This window comes from Streptomyces sp. S465, from assembly GCF_026898115.1.
Classification (GTDB): Bacteria; Actinomycetota; Actinomycetes; order Streptomycetales; family Streptomycetaceae; genus Streptomyces; species Streptomyces luomodiensis.
This window is the reverse complement of record NZ_CP114036.1, coordinates 4,195,191-4,214,158: the sequence shown is the minus strand read 5'-3', so window position 1 is coordinate 4,214,158 and position 18,968 is coordinate 4,195,191. Positions and strand designations below refer to the sequence as shown.

Genomic DNA, 18,968 nt, shown 5'->3' with positions numbered 1-18,968 from the left:
AAGGGAAGCGCATGATCGGCGGCGACGTCACGGATCCGGAACCCGGCAGGGACTGGGCGGCCTTTCAGTACGAGATCTATCTGAACGGAATGACCGGCGCCGTCCCCCGGCTGCCCGCCGATCCGACCCGGCTCGAGGAGCTGGCCGAGGCGCGGCTGGGGCCGGGACCGGTGGGCTATGTCGCGGGCAGCGCGGGCAACGGCAGCACCGAGCGGGCCAACCGGGCGGCGCTGGACCGGCATCGGATCGTGCCGCGGATGCTCCGTGACGTACGGCGGCGGGATCTGTCGGTCGAGCTGTTCGGCGCCCGGCTGCCCGCGCCGCTCGCGCTCGCGCCCATCGGCGTGCTGTCGATCATGCACCCGGAGGCGGAGTGCGCGGCGGCCCGCGCCGCCGCGGCGCAGGGCGTGCCGTTCATCCTGTCCTCGGCGTCCAGTACGCCGATGGAGCGGGTCGCGGAGGCGATGGGCGACGGTGAGCGGTGGTTCCAGCTGTACTGGGGCAAGGACCGCGAGGTCACCAGGAGCTTTCTGAGCCGGGCGAGGGCATGTGGTTTCACGGTCCTCGTGGTGACCCTCGACACCCCGCTGCTGGCCTGGCGGCCGCGCGATCTCGACCAGGCGTATCTGCCGTTCCTGCGCGGTGTGGGCACCGCCAACTACTTCACCGATCCGGCGTTCCAGGCCGGGCTGGCCAAGCCGGTCCACGAGGACCGGGACGCCGCGGTGCTGCACTTCGTGCGGATGTTCGGCGACCCCGGGAAGACATGGCAGGACCTGGCGTTCCTGCGGGAGCACTGGGACGGTCCGATCGTGCTGAAGGGGGTGCTGCACCCCGACGACGCCCGCCGCGCGCAGGAGGCGGGGATGGACGGCGTCGTCGTCTCCAACCACGGCGGCCGCCAGGTGGGCGGTTCGATCGGGGCGGCCGACGCGCTGCCCGGGGTGGTGGCGGCGGTCGGCGACCGGTTGGCGGTGCTTTTCGACAGCGGGGTGCGCACCGGTGACGACGTGTTCAAGGCGCTCGCCCTCGGCGCCCGCGCGGTGCTGCTGGGCCGGCCGTACGCCTATGGGCTGGGGCTGGACGGGCAGCCGGGGGTGGAGCATGTGATCCGCGCCCTGCTGGCCGAGTTCGAGCTGACGATGGCGCTGTCGGGCCATACGGATGCGGCGGGACTCACCCCGGAGGCACTCGGCTGACAATTGCCCCCGCTTTTCCCCGTGCTGGGACCGGAGACTCCGGATTGCCGGGTGCTACGCTCTTCGCCGCGCAACGAAGCAAGTGGATCAAGTGAATCAACCGATCGCGGGGGTGATTGCGTGCAGATCAAACGTAAAGCCTCGATGGTCGTGGTCTCGGCGGCGCTGATACTGGGCGGTTCGGTGGCCCTGGCACCGACGGCGTCGGCGGTGGGCTCATCGGCGTGTCAGTTCAATTCCCCGGATGTCGATTTCAAGGTCTCGACCAGTGGAGCGCAATTCCGTACCGGACCGGGAAAGCGGTACCGCGTTATCGGGACGCTTTACCGGGGCGATGCCTTCCGGTACTTCTGCCGCACCCGGGGCTTTGAGAAGAGCTGGTCCTACGGAAAGATCCTCAAGCGGACCACCTCGGGAATCCGGGCCGGGACCAAAGGCTGGGTCTACAGCCAGTACCTCGACTAGCCGGAACGTTACGGCAGTGGGGCGCGGGCGGTGCGGCGCGGCACCGCCGTGCGGCGGGGCCGGAGCCCCTGTCCAGGCCCCGGCCCCGCCGTCGTCCGTTCCCGTGGCTCAGCCCTTGCTGACCGCCGCCAGGATCTCCGGCAGCCGCGCCGCCAGACGTGGCGCCGCCATCCGCAGACCGGTCTCCGCGATGGCCGCGCCGTACACCGCGCCCAGCGGCAGCACCACCCACAGCCAGCCGTGCGCCCCGGTCAGATGCAGCCAGACCGTCAGGCCCAGCACCGGTGCGCACAGCACGGCTCCCGCGGCCATGCCGCCGAAGATGCTGATCCAGGCGATCCCCACCTGTGCCGGGACGACGTTCTTGTAACCGCTGTCCTGCGGGACGGAGTACGGGGCCAGCGCGGAGGTCATGGCGCCGGTCGCCAGCATCGAACCGAGCAGCGCCAGCGCCAGCCCGAGCGCCTCGGGGACGACCGGCCAGTCCTTCAGGAAGAAGCCGGAGCCGACCACCGCCAACGCCACGTACGGCACCGCGACCAACAGGAGTGCCAGCGCACGCCCCCGCAGCTCCAGATAGGCGTCACGCCGCGAGGAGATCGTCTGCGCGACCATCCAGAAGGCGGAGGTGTCCTGCCCGAACTGGTTGTACATCTGCATGCCGAACAGCCCCGACGCCCAGCACGCCGTATAGACCGAGCCATTGCCCTGGACCGCGGTGATGACCGGCAGCAGCAGGCCGATACCCACCGAGGTGACCCACGCCGACTTGGTCTTCGGGTCCCGCAGGGCGTAGCGCAGCGTCCGCAGCAGCACCGTGCCGGTGCGGCCGGCGGGCAGCAGCCGGGCGAACGGGCCCGAGGCGTCCGGGGTGCCGGCCGCCCCGGAGCGCCGCCGCGCGCGCGGGGCCACCGCCTGGAGGGTGGAGGCATCGGGGGTGGTCATCAGATGGGTGAGGCTCCCCGTCCACCACCACAGCAGCAGCGCCAACGCCCCCGCCGTCAGGGCGAACTGGGCGGCGGCGACCCCGTAGGCGCCGTCGCTCACGCCCTGGACGGCGTCGACCGCCGCCGCGGGCGGCACCCAGCGCAGCACCTTCGCGGCCGGCTCCAGCACGGCCAGGCCGTTCTCGCCGCCGAGCTGCTGGGCCCCGAGGTTCACGAACTGCGCGCCGATCGCCACGAACAGACCGCTGAGCAGCGCCAGATCGCGGCCCTTGCGGCTGGTCAGCAGGCGGGTGTTGGCCGTTGCGACGGCGCGGGCCAGCGCCACGCACACCAACACCGTGAGCACCACGGCGACCGCCGCCGCCACCGCGGCCGCCGCCCCATGCGCGACGGCGACGGCCGAACCGGCCGCCAGGGTCACGGTGAACAGCGGACCGATGCCGATCAGCGAGGACACCAGCAGCGCGGTGATCAGCGAGCGCGGGCGCAGCGGCAGCATCACCAGCCGGGTCGGGTCGAGGGTCTCGTCGCCGCCGGGGAAGAACAGCGGCATCACCGCCCAGCCGAGGGCCAGCACCGCCGTCAACACCGTGACCAGCGCGTCGACGTGGGCGTGGCCGCGCAGCAGCACCAGACCGAGCAACTGCAACGCGGCGAACAGCAGCGTCACCACGATCGAGGAGACATACGCGGCCCGCCGGCCGGCCGACTGGCGCAGTCCGTTGCGCAGCAGCGTCAGCTTCAGCGCGACGAAGACGGGGGTGGGGGAGCCGGTGGGGGCGGCGGGCGGCGCGGGCGCCGCGGCGTCGAGCGGCCCCTTGGCGTCGAACGGGCCCTTGGTGCCGGGCGGACCGCCGGCGTCGAGCGGGTCGGTGAGCGTCATCGGGCGCCGCCGCCCAGCCAGTCGAGGCTCTGGCTCTGGCCCGCCAGGCGCCGGTTCGCGCCCACCAGTTCCAGGAAGGCGTTCTGGAGGGAGGGCGCGTCGCCCCGCACCTCGGCCAGCGGGCCGTGGGCCCGGATCCGGCCTTTCGCGATCACCGCGACCCAGTCGCACAGCGACTCCACCAGCTCCATGACATGGCTGGAGAACACGACGGTCGCGCCCGAGCGGGTGTAGCGCTCCAGGACGCCGCGGATGGTCTGGGCGGAGACCGGGTCCACGCCCTCGAACGGCTCGTCGAGGAAGAGGACTTCGGGGTTGTGGAGCAGCGCGGTGGCCAGGCCGATCTTCTTCCGCATCCCGGTGGAGTAGTCGATGACCAGCTTGCTCTGGGAGCCCGCGAGATCCAGGACGTCCAGCAGCTGGGTGGCGCGCTTGTCGACCTCCTCGCCGGGCAGCCCGCGCAGCCGTCCCATGTAGGTGAGCAGCTCCCGGCCGGAGAGCCGCTCGAACATCCGGAGCCCCTCCGGCAGCACCCCGATCCGCGCCTTGACCTCGACCGGGTCCCGCCAGACGTCGTAACCGCCGATCTCCACGGTCCCCGAGTCCGGGCGCAGCAGGCCGGTGATCATCGACAGCGTGGTGGTCTTACCGGCGCCGTTGGGCCCGACGAGTCCGATGAACTGCCCGGCGGGCAGCTCCAGATCGATCCCCGCGACCGCGATCTGCTCCCCGTAACGCTTCGACAGGCCGCTCACCCGCACGGCGGCGGCCCTGGACGGCTGTGTGTTGTGTGCTGGCTGCTCCTGCGGCACCGGCTTACCCCGTTCCGTTCTGATGTGCCGGCGGGGGCCCGGACTTGCCGACCTCCGCCCGTCGCTCCACGATAGGGGCCGAGCCGGGGAGGGGTCCGACGCCTCAGCGGTGCGGGCGTTTCAGCGGCCCCGGCGCTTCAGCGGCGCTCGCGGCCGCAGGCGTAGGCGAGGGCGCTCACGAGTTCCTGGGCGTCGGGGAGCCAGCGGTTGGCGGCGGTGGGCCGGCGGGCCCACTGGATGGGGCCGCGGTGGCCCACCCGGGTCGGGGGCGCCACGACGTAGTCGCCCTCGCCGCGCGCGGTCAGGTCGATCGCGTTCGGCGGCCAGCCCAGATCGCGCAGCAGGTCGGGGACCTTGGCGGCGGCGCCCGGGAGGACGAAGAAGAGCATCCGGCGCCCGGGGGTGCAGGTGACCGGACCCAGCTCGACCCGGCGGCGCTCCATCCGCGCGAGCGCCAGGCAGCCCGCCGACTCCGGTACGTCGAGCGCGTCGAAGGTGCGGCCGGTGGGCAGCAGGATGGCGGCGCGCGGCGTCCTGGCCCACATGCGGCGGATCACCACCGTGCTGCCCGTGGCCTGGTTCACCCAGTCCCGGCCGGTCGGATGCGCGCCGGGGGCCGGGCAGTCGGCGGTCCCGCAGGAGCAGCGCGCCACCCCGTCCCCGTCCAGGGCCTCCAGCCAGGCGCCGGAGAGCACGTCCCAGTGCCGCTCCTCGGCGTATCGCACCGCGGCGTCGCGCAGCCGCTCCCCGCGCTGCTGGGGGATCTGCGATGGTTCCGCGGGGATGTGCGATGGTTCCGCGGGGAACCGCGATGGTCCTGTCACGTCCATGGTCTCTTCCACGCTCAGGACAACTTCCGCCGTCAACGGGGGTTACGGGCCGGGCCCCGCACGGGCGGTGCCGTCAGGGGGCCGGGACGCGCGGTGACGGCACGGCGGGGCGCATGGGAGCACGGGCGGGGGCGCGTGCGGGGTCGCGGCTGGGTAAGCGGGTAGCCACCATGCGTGACGGGCGTGCGAGTGTCCGGCGGCCATGCCGCGACGCCAGGGGGAGGGCGGTCCCGGACTCGTCTCGGCGCCGTGCGCGAACGAAGTTATGCGGGTTATGCGAACGATGCGGTCAATACGGGCAAGTTCCGCATTCACCGTATAGCTGCGATATGCGCTGGGCATCACTCAGCACAGGGACGGATACGCCGAGAACGCAAGCAGTCACTGGGGGTAACGCCATGGCCGCTAGGCCGCTTGTGGCGCGGCAGCCGAACGAACGGCTGCAAGCGCTCATCCAGGAAGCCGGCTGCTCCAACGCCGGGTTGGCGCGCAGGGTCAACATGTGCGGCGCCGAGCACGGTCTCGACCTGCGCTACGACAAGACGTCGGTCGCCCGTTGGCTGCGCGGCCAGCAGCCCCGGGGCCGGGCGCCGGGCATCATCGCCGAGGCGCTCGGCCGCAAGCTGGGCCGTACGGTCACGATCGACGAGATCGGCATGGCCAACGGCAAGAACCTGGCCTCCGGGGTCGGTCTCCAGTTCTCGCCCACCGTGCTCGGCGCGATAGAGCAGGTCTGCGAGCTGTGGCGGAGCGATGTCGGGCGCCGTGACTTCCTGAGCGGTTCGACGGTCGCCGCCTCCGCGCTGGTCGAGCCCAGCCGTGACTGGCTGATCACCGGTGCGGACCCGCAGGTCGCGCGCAGCGCGGGCGCCCGGGTGGGGCGGTCCGACGTCGCGGCGGTGCGGGCCACCACGGACGCGCTGGTCGACCTCGACCACCGCTACGGCAGCGGCCATGTGCGCCCCGTCGTCGTCCACTATCTGAACAGCGTGGTCTCCGGGCTGCTGGCCGGCTCGTACACCGAGGCCGTGGGGCGCGAACTCTTCGCCGCCGTCTCCCGGTTGACGGAGCTGGCCGGCTATATGGCGGTCGATACCGGCCAGTCGGGGCTCGCCCAGCGGTACTACATCCAGGCGCTGCGGCTCGCCCAGGCCGCCGGGGACCGGGGCTACGGCGGCTATGTGCTCGCCGCCGGTATGAGCCATCTCGCCGCCCAGCTGGGAAATCCCCGGGAGATCGCCCAGTTGGCGAAGGCCGCGCAGGAGGGCGCGCGCGGGCAGGTGCCGCCCCGCGCCGAGTCGATGTTCCTGGCCGCCGAGGCGCGCGGCCACGCCCTGATGGGGGACGCGCGGGCCTGCCAGTCCGCGGCCGGGCGCGCGCTGGACGCGATGGAGCGGGCGGTGGGGAGCGGTCCGGGCTCCGTCACGGGGGACGACCCCACCTGGATCCGCCACTTCGACCATGCGTATCTGGCTGATGAGCTGGCCCACTGCCACCGCGACCTCGGCCAGGCCGAACAGGCCCGGCGGCGCGCCGAGGAGGCCCTGGAGGGGCATCCGGAGGGGCGCGTCCGGCGGCGGGCGATCGGGCTGCTGCTGCTGGCCACGGCGCATGTGCAGCAGCGCGAGGTGGAGCAGGCGTGCCATGTCGGCACCCAGGCGGTGGATCTGCTGGGCACGCTGCGGTCCAACCGGGGCGCGGAGTATCTGGACGACTTCCAGCAGCGGTTGGAGCCGTATCGGGACGAGCCGGTGGTGCGGGAGTTCGGGGCGCGGTTGCAGGTGCAGGTCGGCTGAGCGGGCCGCTGGATGGTGGTGTGGGGGTGGGCGGAGGGGCGGGGTGGTGCCGCCGTCTCATAGCCTCCGTGTCGTCGCCGCGCGACGCCTCGTTCATGGTGGTTCGCCCTGGGGCGCGGTGACCAGTGTCTCCCTTGTCGGGCTGTCTCCCGGGCACCGAGCCGTCCGGGGAACCGGTAGCGTGAGCCGACGATTCCGTAGTTCCGTATAGCCAAGGAGTCCCGGTGACGCAGAGCGGTCAGGGGAACGAGCCGCAGTTTCCTGCGGTCCCGCCCGCGCAGCCCGTGCGTGAGGGGGTCGTGCTGCCCGCTCAGGGGGACTACCGGCCCTCGCAGACCCATCAGGGGGCCCCGGCCGGGGGGCAGGCATGGGGGCAGCCTTGGGGGCCGCAGGGCGCCGCGGAACTGCCGCCGCAGGCGCCGCAGGGAGAGTTCGGCGGGCCGCTGCCGCCGGAGCAGCAGGGCTGGTCGCCGCCGGAGCAGCAGGGCGGGCCGCTGCCGCCGGAGCAGCAGGGCTGGTCGCCGCCGGAGCAGCAGGGCGGGCCGCTGCCGCCGGAGAGACCGGCCCAGCCGCCGTTCAACCCCGCCGAGGAGACCCAGGTGCTGCCGCCGCAGCCCGACGCCGAGGCGACTCAGGTCATTCCCCCGGTCCCGGGCGAGGCCCCGCCGCCCCTGGACACCCCCACCACCACGCTCGCCCCGGTCAAGAGCGTGCCGCTGCCGCCCGAGAACCTGCCCGAGTCGGCCGCCGAGTCCACCACCCAGCTGCGTGCCGTCCGTCCCGGCCACCGGGGAGCCCACCGTCAGCAGTCCGCGGCCGAGGAGACCGCGGTGCTCCCGCCCACGCCGCCGGTTCCGGAGCGGCCCGGCAGCCCCCCGTTCGCGATCCGTCCCGGCCGCCCCGGGGACCGGCCGCCGCCGTCGGAGTTCGACGGGCTGTTCCGTGACGGCGGCGCCGCGGAGACGCAGCAGCTTCCGCAGTTCAGCGACGTTCCGCCGCCGACCGGTGGTGGGGGCGGCGGTGGCACTGGCGGCGGCGGTGGGCGGCGCCGGATGTCGCGCGGCATGGTCATCGGCATCGTCGTGGCGGGCTGCGGCATCGCCGGGCTCGCCGCCGGGGCGGCGCTCAGCACGGGCGGCGACGACGAGAAGAAGGCCACGACGCTGAGCAGCTCCTCGCCGAGCGCCGCGGAGCCGTCCAAGACCACCGACCCCGCCGAGCCGCAGGCGAAGGCGCTGGACGCGCTGCTCGCCGACAGCAACAACAGCCGGGCCTCGGTGATCAAGGCCGTGGACAACATCAAGTCCTGTAAGGACCTGTCCACGGCGGCCTCGGACCTGCGGACGGCCGCGGGCCAGCGCAATGACCTGGTGACCCGGCTGGGCAAGCTGTCGGTGGACAAGCTGCCCAACCACACCGAGCTGACCGCCGCCCTGACCAAGGCGTGGAAGTCCTCGGCCAGGGCCGACAACGAGTACGCGGCCTGGGCCGATCAGGTCGGCGGCAAGAAGGGCTGCCCCAAGGGCAAGGCCCGCCGTACGCCCCGGGTCGGGGCGGCCGAGCGGGCGAGCGGCGAGGCGACCGAGGCCAAGAAGACGGCCTCGGGGCTGTGGAACCCGATCGCCACCCAGTACGGCCTCACCAACCACGAGGCCACCGACCTGTGACCGGACGGCCGGGGGCGGTACTGCCGCCCCCGGCTCAGGCTGCTTTCGGCTCAGGCTGCCTTGGCTCAGGCCGCCTTGGGTTCAGGCCGTCCCCGGCTCAGTCCGCCGGGTGGTAGCCCTCCAGGGTCCTGGCCATGTCGACGAACCCTTTGCGCACCGCCACCAGTCGGCCGTTCCGCACCACCTGGTAGGTGACGTGCGCGTTGACGATCCGCGAGTAGTTGGGCACGTGCAGCGTGTCGTCGTAGCCCCAGCGCAGGGTCGGCGTCAGCCCGCCGGTGTCGACCGCGTGGCCGTCGTCCAGGGCGTTGCGCACGGTGCGGGCGCTGATGTCGTTGGCGTTGAGCGACATCAGGACCGAGCGGAGCACGGTGTAGCCGATCCAGGTGGTCTGGGTACCGGGGTCGTTCGGGTCGATGCGGTTGTCGTCGAAGGCGTACTTGTTGATGACCTTCTTCATGGGGTTCCAGCGCGCGTCGTCCGCGGCCGGGTACCAGCCGGTGGCGTAGGTGCCCTCCAGGGGGCTCGAGCTGCCGCCGGTGGAGTCGACGAGGGACTGCCGGACGCTGCCGAGGATGGAGGCGATCCGCACCTTGGGATGGTCGTCCTGCACCCGGCGGAAGGAGTCGAAGAAGGTGCCGGTGCGGTTGCCGAGCGCGGCGGTGACGCAGGAACTGTCCAGCGTCGCGCCCTGGGCGGCGGTGCCGAGGGCGCTGTCCGCGCCGACGCGCTCCAGCGCGCTGGTGGCCTGCTTGCTGTAGTCGCCCGCGTCCTCGGGGGCGCGGACGTCCTGGGCGGCGTCGCGGCCGCCCGCCTTGAGCCCGGTACTGAGGAGCTGGGGGAGCTCGTCGCCCGCGATGGTGTCGGGCCGCACCAGGGCGACGTGCTCGCAGCGGGAGGCCAGCTGGCGGCCGTTGCCCGCCAGCAGGGCCGCCTGGCCGCCGTTGACCGGATACGAGTACGGGCTGTCGAACTCCTCCTGCGTCAGCCCGTAGCCGCCTATGTAGGGGATGCCGGCCACCTCCAGCGGGGAGATGAAGGCGCGGCCGAACTGGCTGTACGAGCCGACGACCGCGACGGCCTTCTCCTCCTGGGCCCGCTGGGCGCAGCGGGCCGCCTGGACGGCGTCGTTGTGCTCGTTGCAGGTGACGACGTGCAGCTCGCGGCCGTGGATGCCGCCGGTGTCGTTGACCCAGCGGGCGAATGCCTGCGCCATCGCGGGCATTCCCGGCATATTGGTCGCCTTGGTGCCCTGGGGAGCCCAGGTCATGACGGTGATGGGCGCGTCGTCGGCCTCGTTCGGCAGCACCGCGCCGCAGCCGGTCAACAGCGACGCGCCGACTGCCGTGGACAGGGCCGCGACGGCGGCTCGGATGGGGCGGGAGGAGGGGCGTCGCCGTCCGGTCATGACAAGCGAGCCTTGCGCTCCGGGAGTAACGGCACGGCTATGACAAGACAAGGAAGGGTGTCGGTGAGGTGAACAGAGGGGTACTGATACGTCCTCGTGTGTGAAGAACGTACGATCGGTAACTGTGCAAGGTTCGGAGAAGTCTTCCCGTCGCGGCCGTCGCTCGACCACCATGGGGGGTATGCCTGTCAATGACATGCCGTGGTGGCGCTGGCGCACCAATGTGCGTTCCGCGCTGCACATGCTCTCGGACCCCGTCTTCCAGCAGGAGTGCTGGCTGGCCGGCCAGCCCGGGTACGGGGATGTGACGGACGCCGTCTACCGGCTGGTCGAGGACACCTGGCTGGACAACTGGTCCGCCGAGAAATACGTCGGGACGATCTTCCGTGACTCGCAGGAGGCTGCGCTGGTCGATGTCGCCGTGCTGCGGGTGCTGAGGATCATGCACCAGGTGGGCGCGGACGCCCCCGTCTCGGCCTACCTCGAGCACCACGGCTGGCCGGAGGCCGTCCGGGCGGCCCGCGAGGCCCATGTGCGGCTCGCCACCAACGACGGCGAGGACCCGGATGTGCCGCCACGCACCCTGGAAGTACTGGCGATCATGACGCGGGCGGTCTGAGCGCCGTCCGGTGTGGGACGCTATGGAGCCATGAGCGAGTCGCCTGCCCTCCCCGATCAGTACATCCTGACGCTGTCGTGCCCGGACAAGCAGGGCATCGTGCACGCCGTGTCCAGCTATCTCTTCATGACCGGCTGCAACATCGAGGACAGTCAGCAGTTCGGGGACCGTGACACCGGACTCTTCTTCATGCGGGTGGCCTTCCGTGCCGTCTCACCGGTGAAGGTGGAGGATCTGCGGGCCAGCTTCGCGGCGGTCGGCGAGTCCTTCCAGATGGACTGGGCGATCCACCGCGCCGATCAGAAGATGCGCGTTGTGCTCATGGTCAGCAAGTTCGGGCACTGTCTGAACGACCTTCTCTTCCGGTCGCGGATCGGGGCGCTGCCGGTCGAGATCGCCGCGGTGGTCTCCAACCACACGGACTTCGAGGAGCTGGTGGGCTCCTACGGGATTCCGTTCCACCACATCCCCGTGACGAAGGACACCAAGCGGGAGGCCGAGGCCCGGCTGCTGGACCTGGTGCGGGCGGAGCACGTCGAGCTGGTGGTGCTGGCCCGCTACATGCAGGTGCTCTCCGACGACCTGTGCAAGGCGCTGTCCGGCCGGATCATCAACATCCACCACAGCTTCCTCCCGAGCTTCAAGGGCGCCAAGCCGTACCACCAGGCGCATGCGCGCGGGGTCAAGCTGATCGGCGCGACGGCCCACTACGTGACCGCCGACCTGGACGAGGGCCCGATCATCGAGCAGGAGGTCGAGCGTGTCGGCCATGAGCTGACCCCGGAGCAGCTGGTGGCGGTCGGCCGCGATGTGGAATGCCAGGCGCTGGCCCGCGCCGTGAAGTGGCACAGCGAGCGCCGGGTGCTGCTCAACGGCCACCGGACGGTCGTCTTCGGCTGACCTGGTCTCTCAGAGCCCGGAGCCCTCGGAGTCCAGAGCCCTCGGAGCCGGGAGCCCTCTAGAGCCGGGAGCCCTCAGAGCCGGGACAGGGATGCCGTGGCGAAGAGGACGTCCCGGATCGCCTCGGTGTCCCCGGACAGGCCCGCCGCCGCGTCCTGCGGTGGCACATGCCCGGACGCCAGCAGGTAGAACGCCTCCTGGTCCAGCGCGATCGTGGCCACCGCCTCCTCCGGTGAGGCCGTCGCCGCCGGGGAGTCCAGCGCGATGTACCAGTCGCCGCCGCCCGTGCCCTCGACCTGGAGATGGAGCGTACGGCCCGGGGTGCCGGCCTCGACCAGCCGCCGCGGCGGGGCCGCGAGCCCGGCCCGGCGCCGCTCGGCCAGCGTGCCCGGAAGCCGCCGCGCACACAGGTCGATCATGGCCTTGAGGTGGCCGGAGGCCGGCGGTTCATAGGGGTAGTCGATGGCCTCGGCGATGTCCCCGGCGTGCACCCAGCACGCGAAGGCCCGGTCCAGGAACGCATCGCGGACCGGCAGTGCGAACTCCCCGTACGGCACATCGAGATCCGCGACCCCGCGCCCGGCGAAGGACACCGTACGGACCAGGGCGTGGCCCTGCTCGCGCCACGCCTCCCGGACCGCACCCGGCGGGCCGGAGCCGTACGCGGCGCCCGGCTCGTGGTGCCAGTACGCCTCCGTACGCGCCACGGGCGAGTTGGGTGCGTCGGCGCCCAGCGGGTCGGGCAGGCCGAGGGAGGCGGCGATGATGCCGTCCACGGCCATCAGATGGCCGATCACCCCGGCGACGGTGGTGTCCCGACCGGTGAGCCGCCGCCCGTCGAACCACTTGAGCCGCACCGGCGCGCGCCACTCCGCCTCGCCCATGTCGATCAGCAGCGCGTCCAGCCGGGCGGCCTCCGCGTCGTACGCACCGGCCCAGTCGGGCACGGGTATCCGGGCCGGGCGGCGGCCCAGGCAGCCCGCGAGCACTCGGGAGCGGAGCATCGGGTTGAGGTCCAGGCTGTGCTCGGTGTGCAGCAGTCCGACCGCGTCGCGCAGCCGCAGCGCCTCCTCGGCGCAGGAGGGGCAGTGGTTGAGGTGCGCCTCGACGGCGGCGGTCTCCTCCTGCGAGCACGCGGTCAGCGCCCAGGCCCCGAGCAGCGACCGGAGCAGATGGTGCGGGAGCGGGTGGGCCGCCGAGGGTGTGGGCGCGGCCAGGGGTACGGCCGGTGCGGGCGGTGGGGTGGACGGTGGCAGGGACGCGGATGTGGGTGGCTGCGGTTCCGTCGTTGGTTCCGGTTCCGGCTCGGGTTCCGGTTCCGTCGTTGATTCCGGTTCCGGTTCTGGTGCGGGTTCCGGCTCCGGTGGCCGTTCCGCCGGCGCCTGGTCCGCCGTGGGCGGGCGCGGGGTCGGGATTCCGCCGTCCAGCGCGCCCGGCCAGTGGCCGCTGTCCTCGGCGGCCGGCCGCGGCTGCGGTATGCGTGGTGGCCCGGCGGGGTGGGCCGGCAGATCCGGCTCGCTGCCCCGTCCGGGCCCGTCTCTCCCGTCTCTCCCGTCTCCGGGGCCGGAGCTGTCGCCGAAGGCGTCGTCGTACGGGTCCGGCCCGCCGCGCCCCGTCACAGCGCCCGTCCGTAGCCGGGGGGCGAGACCGCGCGGGGCGGCTGGGCGTGGGCCGTGGACAGCAGCTGGAGGCCCAGCCGGAGGCGGCGCCTGGCCTCGTCCTCGGTCACCCCGAGGGCGGCCGCGGCCTGGCGGTAGTCGCGGCGGTCGAAGTAGGCCAGCTCCAGGGCGGCGCGCAGCGGGGCGGGCATCGAGGTGACGATGTAGTCGGCGCGGGCGGCCACGGACGCCTCGCGGATCCGCTCCTCCATGGCCTCGGCCGTGAGCGTGCCCCCGTCGGCCGAGGCGCTGTGCGCCGTGCGCAGCCGGTGCACCGCCTGGCTGTGGGTGAGCATGGCGACCCAGGAGCGCAACGAGCCCTGCTGGGGGTCGTAGGCGTCCGGGTTCTCCCAGACGTAGCCGAAGACTTCACGGGTGACGCGGTCGGCTGCCGTCTCGTCCTCCAGCACCCGATACGCCAGATTATGGACAAGTGAGGCGAATCGGTCGTATAACTCGGCCAGGGCGGCTGCTTCGCCGCGCGCGAGGCGCTGCTGCATCCTGCGGTCCCAGCGGGGCGGTGCGTCATTCGCCATGCGGCCCCCATTCCGGAGTCGTTCGACCGGTTCTCCAGGCACTATGCCCACGTTCATATCGAATGTAGTGCCGGTGGCTGTCATAACACGCGTCCATCAGGCAAAGTGCGCGCGAACCAGGCTGCGCATGGTATTGAGCCGCTCACTTTGCGCAGGATCGGGAAGACGAAACGCTTCGGCGCGGCATAGGGTCGTCCCTCAAGGCGTATGCCTGGGGGAGTTTCATGCGCGGACGGGCGGGCAGCCGCCCGGGAACAGCAAATTCCGGTTAGCGGCGAGCGAAGGGCTTCGGGCGCGTGACGTTGAAGGTGATGGAGGACCGGCGGGGGGAGTGGGTCGTTCTCCAGGTCTCGGGGGAGATGGACCTGGTGACCTCGCCCGCAGTCCGGCAGCACGTCCACGACGCGGTCGCCGAGGGCCGCCACTGGCTGGTACTGGACCTGTCGGAGGTCCGGTTCTGCGACTCCAGCGGGGTCGGCGTGCTGATCGCGGCGCGTCGGCTGATGCGGTCGTGCTCGGGTCGGCTGCGGCTGATCCTGCCGCCCCAGGGCGCCGCGCACGGTTCGCACGTCCACCGGGTGCTGGCGGCCCTGGGGGTGCGCCGGCTGTTCGACGTCTACCCCGACCTGGGCGCGGCCACGGAGCCGGGCGGGGAGGACGAGGACGCGGTCGACTCGCTGTCGGCCTGACCTGTTGCCCAGGCGGCCTGGGGGCCTGCCGCCCAGGGATGTGCTGCCCAGGGATGTGCCGCTCTGGGGCCTGCCGTCCAGGGGCGTGCTCTCTGGGGAGGTGCCGTTCGGGGACATGCCGCCCTGGGGTCGTGTTGTCCTGGGGCGCGCCGTGCTGGGATGTGCCGCTCTGGGGTCTGTCGTCCAGGGGTGTGCTGCCTGGGGAGGTGCCGCTCTGGGGTCTGTCGTCCAGGGGTGCGCTGTCTGGGGAGGTGCCGTTCGGGGACATGCCGCCCTAGGACGTGTCGGCCAGGGGTGTGTCGTCCGGGGGCGTGCCGCCCAGGAGTCTGCCGGCGGGCTTGGGGCGGGCGGGGCCGGGCGGCGCCGGGCTGCCCGGTGCCGCCGGAAGGGTCCCGGCCCGCTCACACCGGCCCCGTGACGCGCGGGGTCCCGGGGAAGTCGGCCCGTACGACGAAGCCGCCCTCCTCCGTGGGCCCCGCCTCCAGCGTGCCCCCCAGCAACTGGGCGCGCTCCCGCAGCCCGACCAGACCGTGTCCGCCGCCCGGCAGCCCCGGGGCCACGGCGGAGGCGTCGGGCGGGCCGTTGCGCACCTCGACCCGCAGCCCCCGTGGCTCCTCAGTCTCGTCAGTGGTCTGATCAGTGGTCTGGTCAGTGGGCTCGTCAGTCGTCTCGTCCGTCGTCTCGTGAGCCGTTTCCTGACGCCCTCCCGGGTCTTCCGCCGTTTCCGGATCCTCGGCATCCGGTTCGCTCACCCGGACCGTCACGCGCGCCCCCGGCGCGTGCTTGCGGACGTTGGTCAGCGCCTCCTGGACGATGCGGAAGGCGGCCCGTTCCACCGCCTCCGGATGGCCCGACCGCCGCACCGCGTCGTCCGTCTCGTAGTCGACGTCCAGCGCGCTGAGTTCGATCATGCGGGGCAGGTCGGCCAGCCGGGGCTGGGGGGTCAGTTCTTCGTGGTCGCCGCCCGCCGCGCGCAGGATGCCGACCATATGGCGGAGTTCGTCCAGGGTCCGCACGGACAGCTCGCGGATCGTCCGCGCGCCCTCCCGCGCCTTCGCGTCCTCCGCGCTGATCTGCACCGCCCCGGCCTGGAGGCTGATGAGGCTGACCTGATGGGCGACCACGTCGTGCATCTCGCGGGCGAGCCGGGCGCGTTCGGTGGACAGCACCTGCTCGGCGATCAGCTCGTCCGCATGGCGGCGGCTGCGGGTCAGGTCTTCGATGCGGGCGGCGAGTTCACTCCGCGTACGGACCAGGAGGCCCAGCGCGATGGGCCCCACCGAGGTGACGCACGCGTCGATCAGGGTGAGGGTGTTCTCCCGGTACGCGGTCGGCTCGAAGTCGGAGACCGGCCAGGGGACGAAGTGCGCGGCGGCCAGCAGCAGTGCGCAGATCGTCAGCAGCCTGCGGTCGGGGCGGCGTTGGGCGACCGTATAGAGGGCGATCATCGGCGCGAACCAGACGTAGCCGATGAGGATGCCCGGCAGCGTGACCAGGAAGACCAGGACGGGCAGCCGCCGGCGCACCAGCAGCGCGGCCGCCGCCACCAGCGAGACGTTCAGCTCCAGTCCGAAGGTGACGCCGTTGACGAGCAGCGCGTCGGCCACCGCGAGGAGGACGGGGACGATCAGTGACCCCCAGCGCATGGCCCAGCGCGGCAGCCGCCGCCGGGCGCTCCGGGCGGGCAGCGGCGACGAGGGCTGTTCCCGTGCCGAGGGACGTTCGGGCGCCGAGGGGCGTTCGACCGACGAGGCCGGGGTGGTGCCCGGCGTGTCCGGGGACGTACGTCGCGGCGGGGGCAGCGGGGAGACGGTCATCGGGGGCCGCCTATCGGGGGACGGCTGGTGACGAGCCCGGCGCGGTCGGCGACGATCGCCGCCTGGACGCGGTTGAGGCCGCCCAGTTTGCCCAGCACCGCCCGCACATGGTCCTTGACGGTGCTGGGCGCGAGCCCCATCCGCTCGGCGATCTGCGGATTGGCCAGCCCCTCGCCCAGCAGCGCCAGCACCTCGCGTTCGCGCGGGGTGAGCGCCTCGACGGCCTCGGCTGCCGTCGCCTCCGCCTCGGCGGCGAGATAACCGCCGATCACGGCGCGGGTGACGGCCGGGTCGAGGACGCTGCCGCCCTCCGCGAGCGTGCGTACGGCCCGTACGAGCTGTTCCGGATCGGTGTCCTTGAGGAGGAAGCCCGCGGCCCCGGCGCGCAGCGCGGCCGCGAGGTACTCCTGGACGTCGAAGGTGGTCAGCATCGCCACGGCGGGGGAGCGGGGCGCGGCCCGCAGTTGTCTGAGCACGCTGAGCCCGTCGGCGTCCGGCATCCGGATGTCGAGGAGGACGACATCGGCCTGGCTGCCGAGCACCGTGTCCACGGCGGTGCCCCCGGAGCATTCGGCGACCACTTCGATGTCCGGGGCCGTGCCCAGGATCAGCCGCAGACCGGACCGTACGAGGGCCTCGTCATCCACAACAGCAACACGGATCACCGACCGCTCCCTCTCCTCAGCTGTCATGCTCATTGCCCGGACAGCCTGCCCCATCAGCCGCTGAAAATGGAGTGCTTGGCTCCGTCAGTGGGAGGGAACACCCCCGCCGGTCGGCGGGGGTGACGAAAGACCAATGGGGGATTTCCCCAGCGGCTCCCACCAGGCAGAGTGGATCTCAAGCCGCATCACCCCGTGGGGTCGTCCCGAGACCCCAGCCCCGTGGTCGCGCCGGAGAGCTCCCGATGCGCGGTCAGCGGACCCGGCAGCGGGGCGTTGCAGCGGTCAGGCCGCCGCGACCCCCACACGCGACGGCCTGACCTCTTTTCTCGACCGCCCGCCGCGGTGCGCCCCGACCAGGCGCGCCGGAGGCGCACACGTCACGGTGACCCAGGCGCCGTGACCCGGGCGCGCCGATCGGCCCCCGTCCGACGGGGAGGGGGCCGGGCGGGCGGTCGTGGTCGCCGTCGCCTCACATGGGCTCACCGCATATGCCGTCGCCTCACATGGGCTCACCGCATATGCCGTCGCCTCACATGGGCGGTTCGGCGGGTGCCGGGCCCAGCGTGGTGGTGCCGGGGGCGGCGCGGTGGCCGAGGCCGGTGCGGTAGGCGTCCATCGCGGCCTCCAGACGGCCCTCGCGGCGCAGCAGATCGCCCAGCAGCCGGCACAGGTCGGCCAGGTCACCGGCCGCGCCGGTGCGTTCCAGCAGCGACAGCGCCGCGCAGTAGTGCTCCTCCGCGGCCTCGACGTCACCCCGTTCGTCCGCGATCAGACCCAGCAGCCGGTGTGCGCCGCCCGCGTGGACCGCGCCCCGGTCCGCGGTCAGCCCGGCCTCGTCCGGCTCATCCGGCTCGTCCGCCTGGGCCGGCTCGTCCGCCTGGGCCGACTCGTTCACCTCGTCCGCCGCGTCCGTGGTGGGCCCGGTGACGGACGAGCGCGTCAGCAGGGGCAGCAGCAGGGCCTCCGCCTCCGCCGCACGGCCGCGTCGGCGCAGTACGTCCGCCAGCTCCACCTCGACCTGTCCGGTGAACAGCGCGGCCCGCTTGGAGGCCAGCATGTCCCGGGCGGTGCGCAGTTCGCGTTCGGCGCGCTCCAGATTGCCGTCCTGGGCGTGCACATAGCCGCGCATCCAGTGGCAGTGCGCCAGGTCGGTGTGGATGCGCAGCTGCTCGTACAGCTCCTGCGCCTTGGCCAGGGAGGCATCGGCCTCGGCGGTCCGGCCCTCGGCGATCAGGGTGCGGGCCACTCCACGGTGCATCCGGGCGATGAGGCCCGGGTCGTCCACGCTCGGGGCCAGCGCGAGCGCCAACTCGGCGGCGCGTACGGCACGGGCGTGCGCGCCCATGTCCATATAGGGCGCGATGGCGGCCGTATAGAGCAGCAGCAACGCATACGGGTCGTGCAGTCCCGAGGCGTTGAGTTCGTCGATGGCGCTCTCCAGCAGATAGCAGGAGTAGCGCAGTTCGCCCGCGAGGAGATGGGCCACGGCCCGGCCGCGGATCGCCGGGACCCGGCGGGGCAGCGGTTCGGCGGCCAGCAGCCGCTCGACGGCCTCGAAGTGGTCGCGGGCGAGCGTCAGTTCGCCGGTTTCCAGCGCGCAGTCGCCGAGTCCCAGCAGGGCCGACGCCCGCTCCTCGGCGAACCCGAGCCGTTCCGCCTCGGCGCGTACGTCCTCGAAGAGCCCGGCGGCGTCCTCGGCGGCGCCGGTCGCCAGCGCCCGCCGGGCGTCGGTGAGGGCGGCCCGCAGCCGGGTGGCGTCGTGCGGTGAGCGGCCGGTGGCGAGCTCGTCGTAACTGACGCCGAGCCGTTCGGCGAGATGGCGCAGTGCGGCCTCGGAGGGGCGTACCTTACCGGCCTCCAGGGTGGAGACGTAGGCGGCGGTGTACGCGGGTTCGGCCAGCATGCGCTGGGTGAAGCCGCGTTCGGTGCGCAGCTTGAGCACCCGGCGCCCTATCTCGGCGGTGGACCCCGCCCCCGTCGCCGTCCCCGACACCGATCTCGTCCCCGTCGCCGATCCCGTCGCCGTCACCGCTTCCGCCGTCCGTCCGTCACCGGCGCTTTTGTCGGCCACCGTGCC

16 protein-coding genes are annotated in these 18,968 nt (G+C 72.8%); 7 read left to right on the top strand and 9 right to left on the bottom strand.

The genetic code is table 11. The annotated features are described in order from the left end of the window. The first annotated feature begins 11 nt into the window (after positions 1 to 11). Positions 12 to 1,199 carry a lactate 2-monooxygenase gene (locus N6H00_RS17745; RefSeq protein WP_268972720.1) on the top strand — a complete coding sequence of 396 codons (1,188 nt, stop codon included), beginning with the start codon at positions 12 to 14 and terminating at the stop codon, positions 1,197 to 1,199. Between the two features lie 120 nt (positions 1,200 to 1,319). Further along, positions 1,320 to 1,664 (top strand): SH3 domain-containing protein, encoded by a 345-nt coding sequence (locus tag N6H00_RS17740; RefSeq protein WP_268972719.1) that lies wholly within the window; start codon positions 1,320 to 1,322, stop codon positions 1,662 to 1,664. A gap of 108 nt (positions 1,665 to 1,772) precedes the next feature. On the opposite strand, the gene N6H00_RS17735 is transcribed toward N6H00_RS17740, so the two are convergent. The 3 genes from N6H00_RS17735 to N6H00_RS17725 form a co-directional block, all read right to left on the bottom strand. After that, entirely contained in the window at positions 1,773 to 3,494 is a 1,722-nt protein-coding gene (locus tag N6H00_RS17735; RefSeq protein WP_268972718.1) for a transporter, read from the bottom strand. Next, positions 3,491 to 4,306 (bottom strand): ABC transporter ATP-binding protein, encoded by an 816-nt coding sequence (locus tag N6H00_RS17730; protein ID WP_268972717.1) that lies wholly within the window; start codon positions 4,304 to 4,306, stop codon positions 3,491 to 3,493. Before N6H00_RS17730 ends, N6H00_RS17735 begins: the two co-directional genes overlap by 4 nt. Positions 4,307 to 4,443: 137 nt before the next feature. Further along, positions 4,444 to 5,136 carry a bifunctional DNA primase/polymerase gene (locus N6H00_RS17725; RefSeq protein ID WP_268972715.1) on the bottom strand — a complete coding sequence of 231 codons (693 nt, stop codon included), beginning with the start codon at positions 5,134 to 5,136 and terminating at the stop codon, positions 4,444 to 4,446. Positions 5,137 to 5,534: 398 nt separating this feature from the next. Here N6H00_RS17725 and N6H00_RS17720 point away from each other — a divergent pair, with 398 nt between their 5' ends. After that, positions 5,535 to 6,932 (top strand): transcriptional regulator, encoded by a 1,398-nt coding sequence (locus N6H00_RS17720; RefSeq protein ID WP_268972714.1) that lies wholly within the window; start codon positions 5,535 to 5,537, stop codon positions 6,930 to 6,932. Between the two features lie 224 nt (positions 6,933 to 7,156). Continuing rightward, complete coding sequence (locus tag N6H00_RS17715) at positions 7,157 to 8,599, top strand: hypothetical protein (RefSeq protein WP_268972713.1); 1,443 nt, start codon at positions 7,157 to 7,159, stop codon at positions 8,597 to 8,599. A 97-nt stretch (positions 8,600 to 8,696) separates the two neighbouring features. Here the strand turns inward: N6H00_RS17715 and N6H00_RS17710 are convergent, their stop codons facing one another. After that, positions 8,697 to 10,007: an ABC transporter substrate-binding protein gene (locus N6H00_RS17710; protein ID WP_268972712.1), complete on the bottom strand. Its 1,311-nt coding sequence runs from the start codon at positions 10,005 to 10,007 to the stop codon at positions 8,697 to 8,699. Between the two features lie 172 nt (positions 10,008 to 10,179). On the opposite strand from N6H00_RS17710, the gene N6H00_RS17705 reads away from it, so the two are divergent. Both N6H00_RS17705 and purU read left to right on the top strand, forming a co-directional pair. After that, positions 10,180 to 10,626 (top strand): SCO4402 family protein, encoded by a 447-nt coding sequence (locus N6H00_RS17705; RefSeq protein WP_268972711.1) that lies wholly within the window; start codon positions 10,180 to 10,182, stop codon positions 10,624 to 10,626. Positions 10,627 to 10,656: 30 nt separating this feature from the next. Beyond that, positions 10,657 to 11,526, top strand: coding sequence for a formyltetrahydrofolate deformylase (gene purU, locus N6H00_RS17700; RefSeq protein WP_268972710.1), 870 nt, complete (start codon positions 10,657 to 10,659; stop codon positions 11,524 to 11,526). A 74-nt stretch (positions 11,527 to 11,600) separates the two neighbouring features. Here the strand turns inward: purU and N6H00_RS17695 are convergent, their stop codons facing one another. Next, complete coding sequence (locus N6H00_RS17695; protein ID WP_268972709.1) at positions 11,601 to 13,145, bottom strand: zf-HC2 domain-containing protein; 1,545 nt, start codon at positions 13,143 to 13,145, stop codon at positions 11,601 to 11,603. Next, complete coding sequence (locus N6H00_RS17690; RefSeq protein WP_268972708.1) at positions 13,142 to 13,720, bottom strand: sigma-70 family RNA polymerase sigma factor; 579 nt, start codon at positions 13,718 to 13,720, stop codon at positions 13,142 to 13,144. Before N6H00_RS17690 ends, N6H00_RS17695 begins: the two co-directional genes overlap by 4 nt. A gap of 311 nt (positions 13,721 to 14,031) precedes the next feature. On the opposite strand from N6H00_RS17690, the gene N6H00_RS17685 reads away from it, so the two are divergent. Further along, a complete protein-coding gene (locus tag N6H00_RS17685; RefSeq protein WP_268977018.1) occupies positions 14,032 to 14,409 on the top strand; it encodes an STAS domain-containing protein in 378 nt (125 codons plus the stop codon). Positions 14,410 to 14,810: 401 nt separating this feature from the next. On the opposite strand, the gene N6H00_RS17680 is transcribed toward N6H00_RS17685, so the two are convergent. The 3 genes from N6H00_RS17680 to N6H00_RS17670 all read right to left on the bottom strand — a co-directional run bounded on the left by N6H00_RS17680 (position 14,811) and on the right by N6H00_RS17670 (position 18,884). Beyond that, positions 14,811 to 16,055, bottom strand: a complete 1,245-nt coding sequence (locus tag N6H00_RS17680) for a sensor histidine kinase (protein WP_268977017.1) — start codon at positions 16,053 to 16,055, stop codon at positions 14,811 to 14,813. A 167-nt stretch (positions 16,056 to 16,222) separates the two neighbouring features. Continuing rightward, positions 16,223 to 16,891, bottom strand: a complete 669-nt coding sequence (locus N6H00_RS17675) for a response regulator (protein WP_268977016.1) — start codon at positions 16,889 to 16,891, stop codon at positions 16,223 to 16,225. A gap of 529 nt (positions 16,892 to 17,420) precedes the next feature. Further along, positions 17,421 to 18,884, bottom strand: a complete 1,464-nt coding sequence (locus N6H00_RS17670) for a helix-turn-helix domain-containing protein (protein ID WP_268977015.1) — start codon at positions 18,882 to 18,884, stop codon at positions 17,421 to 17,423. Between the last annotated feature and the right edge of the window lie 84 nt (positions 18,885 to 18,968).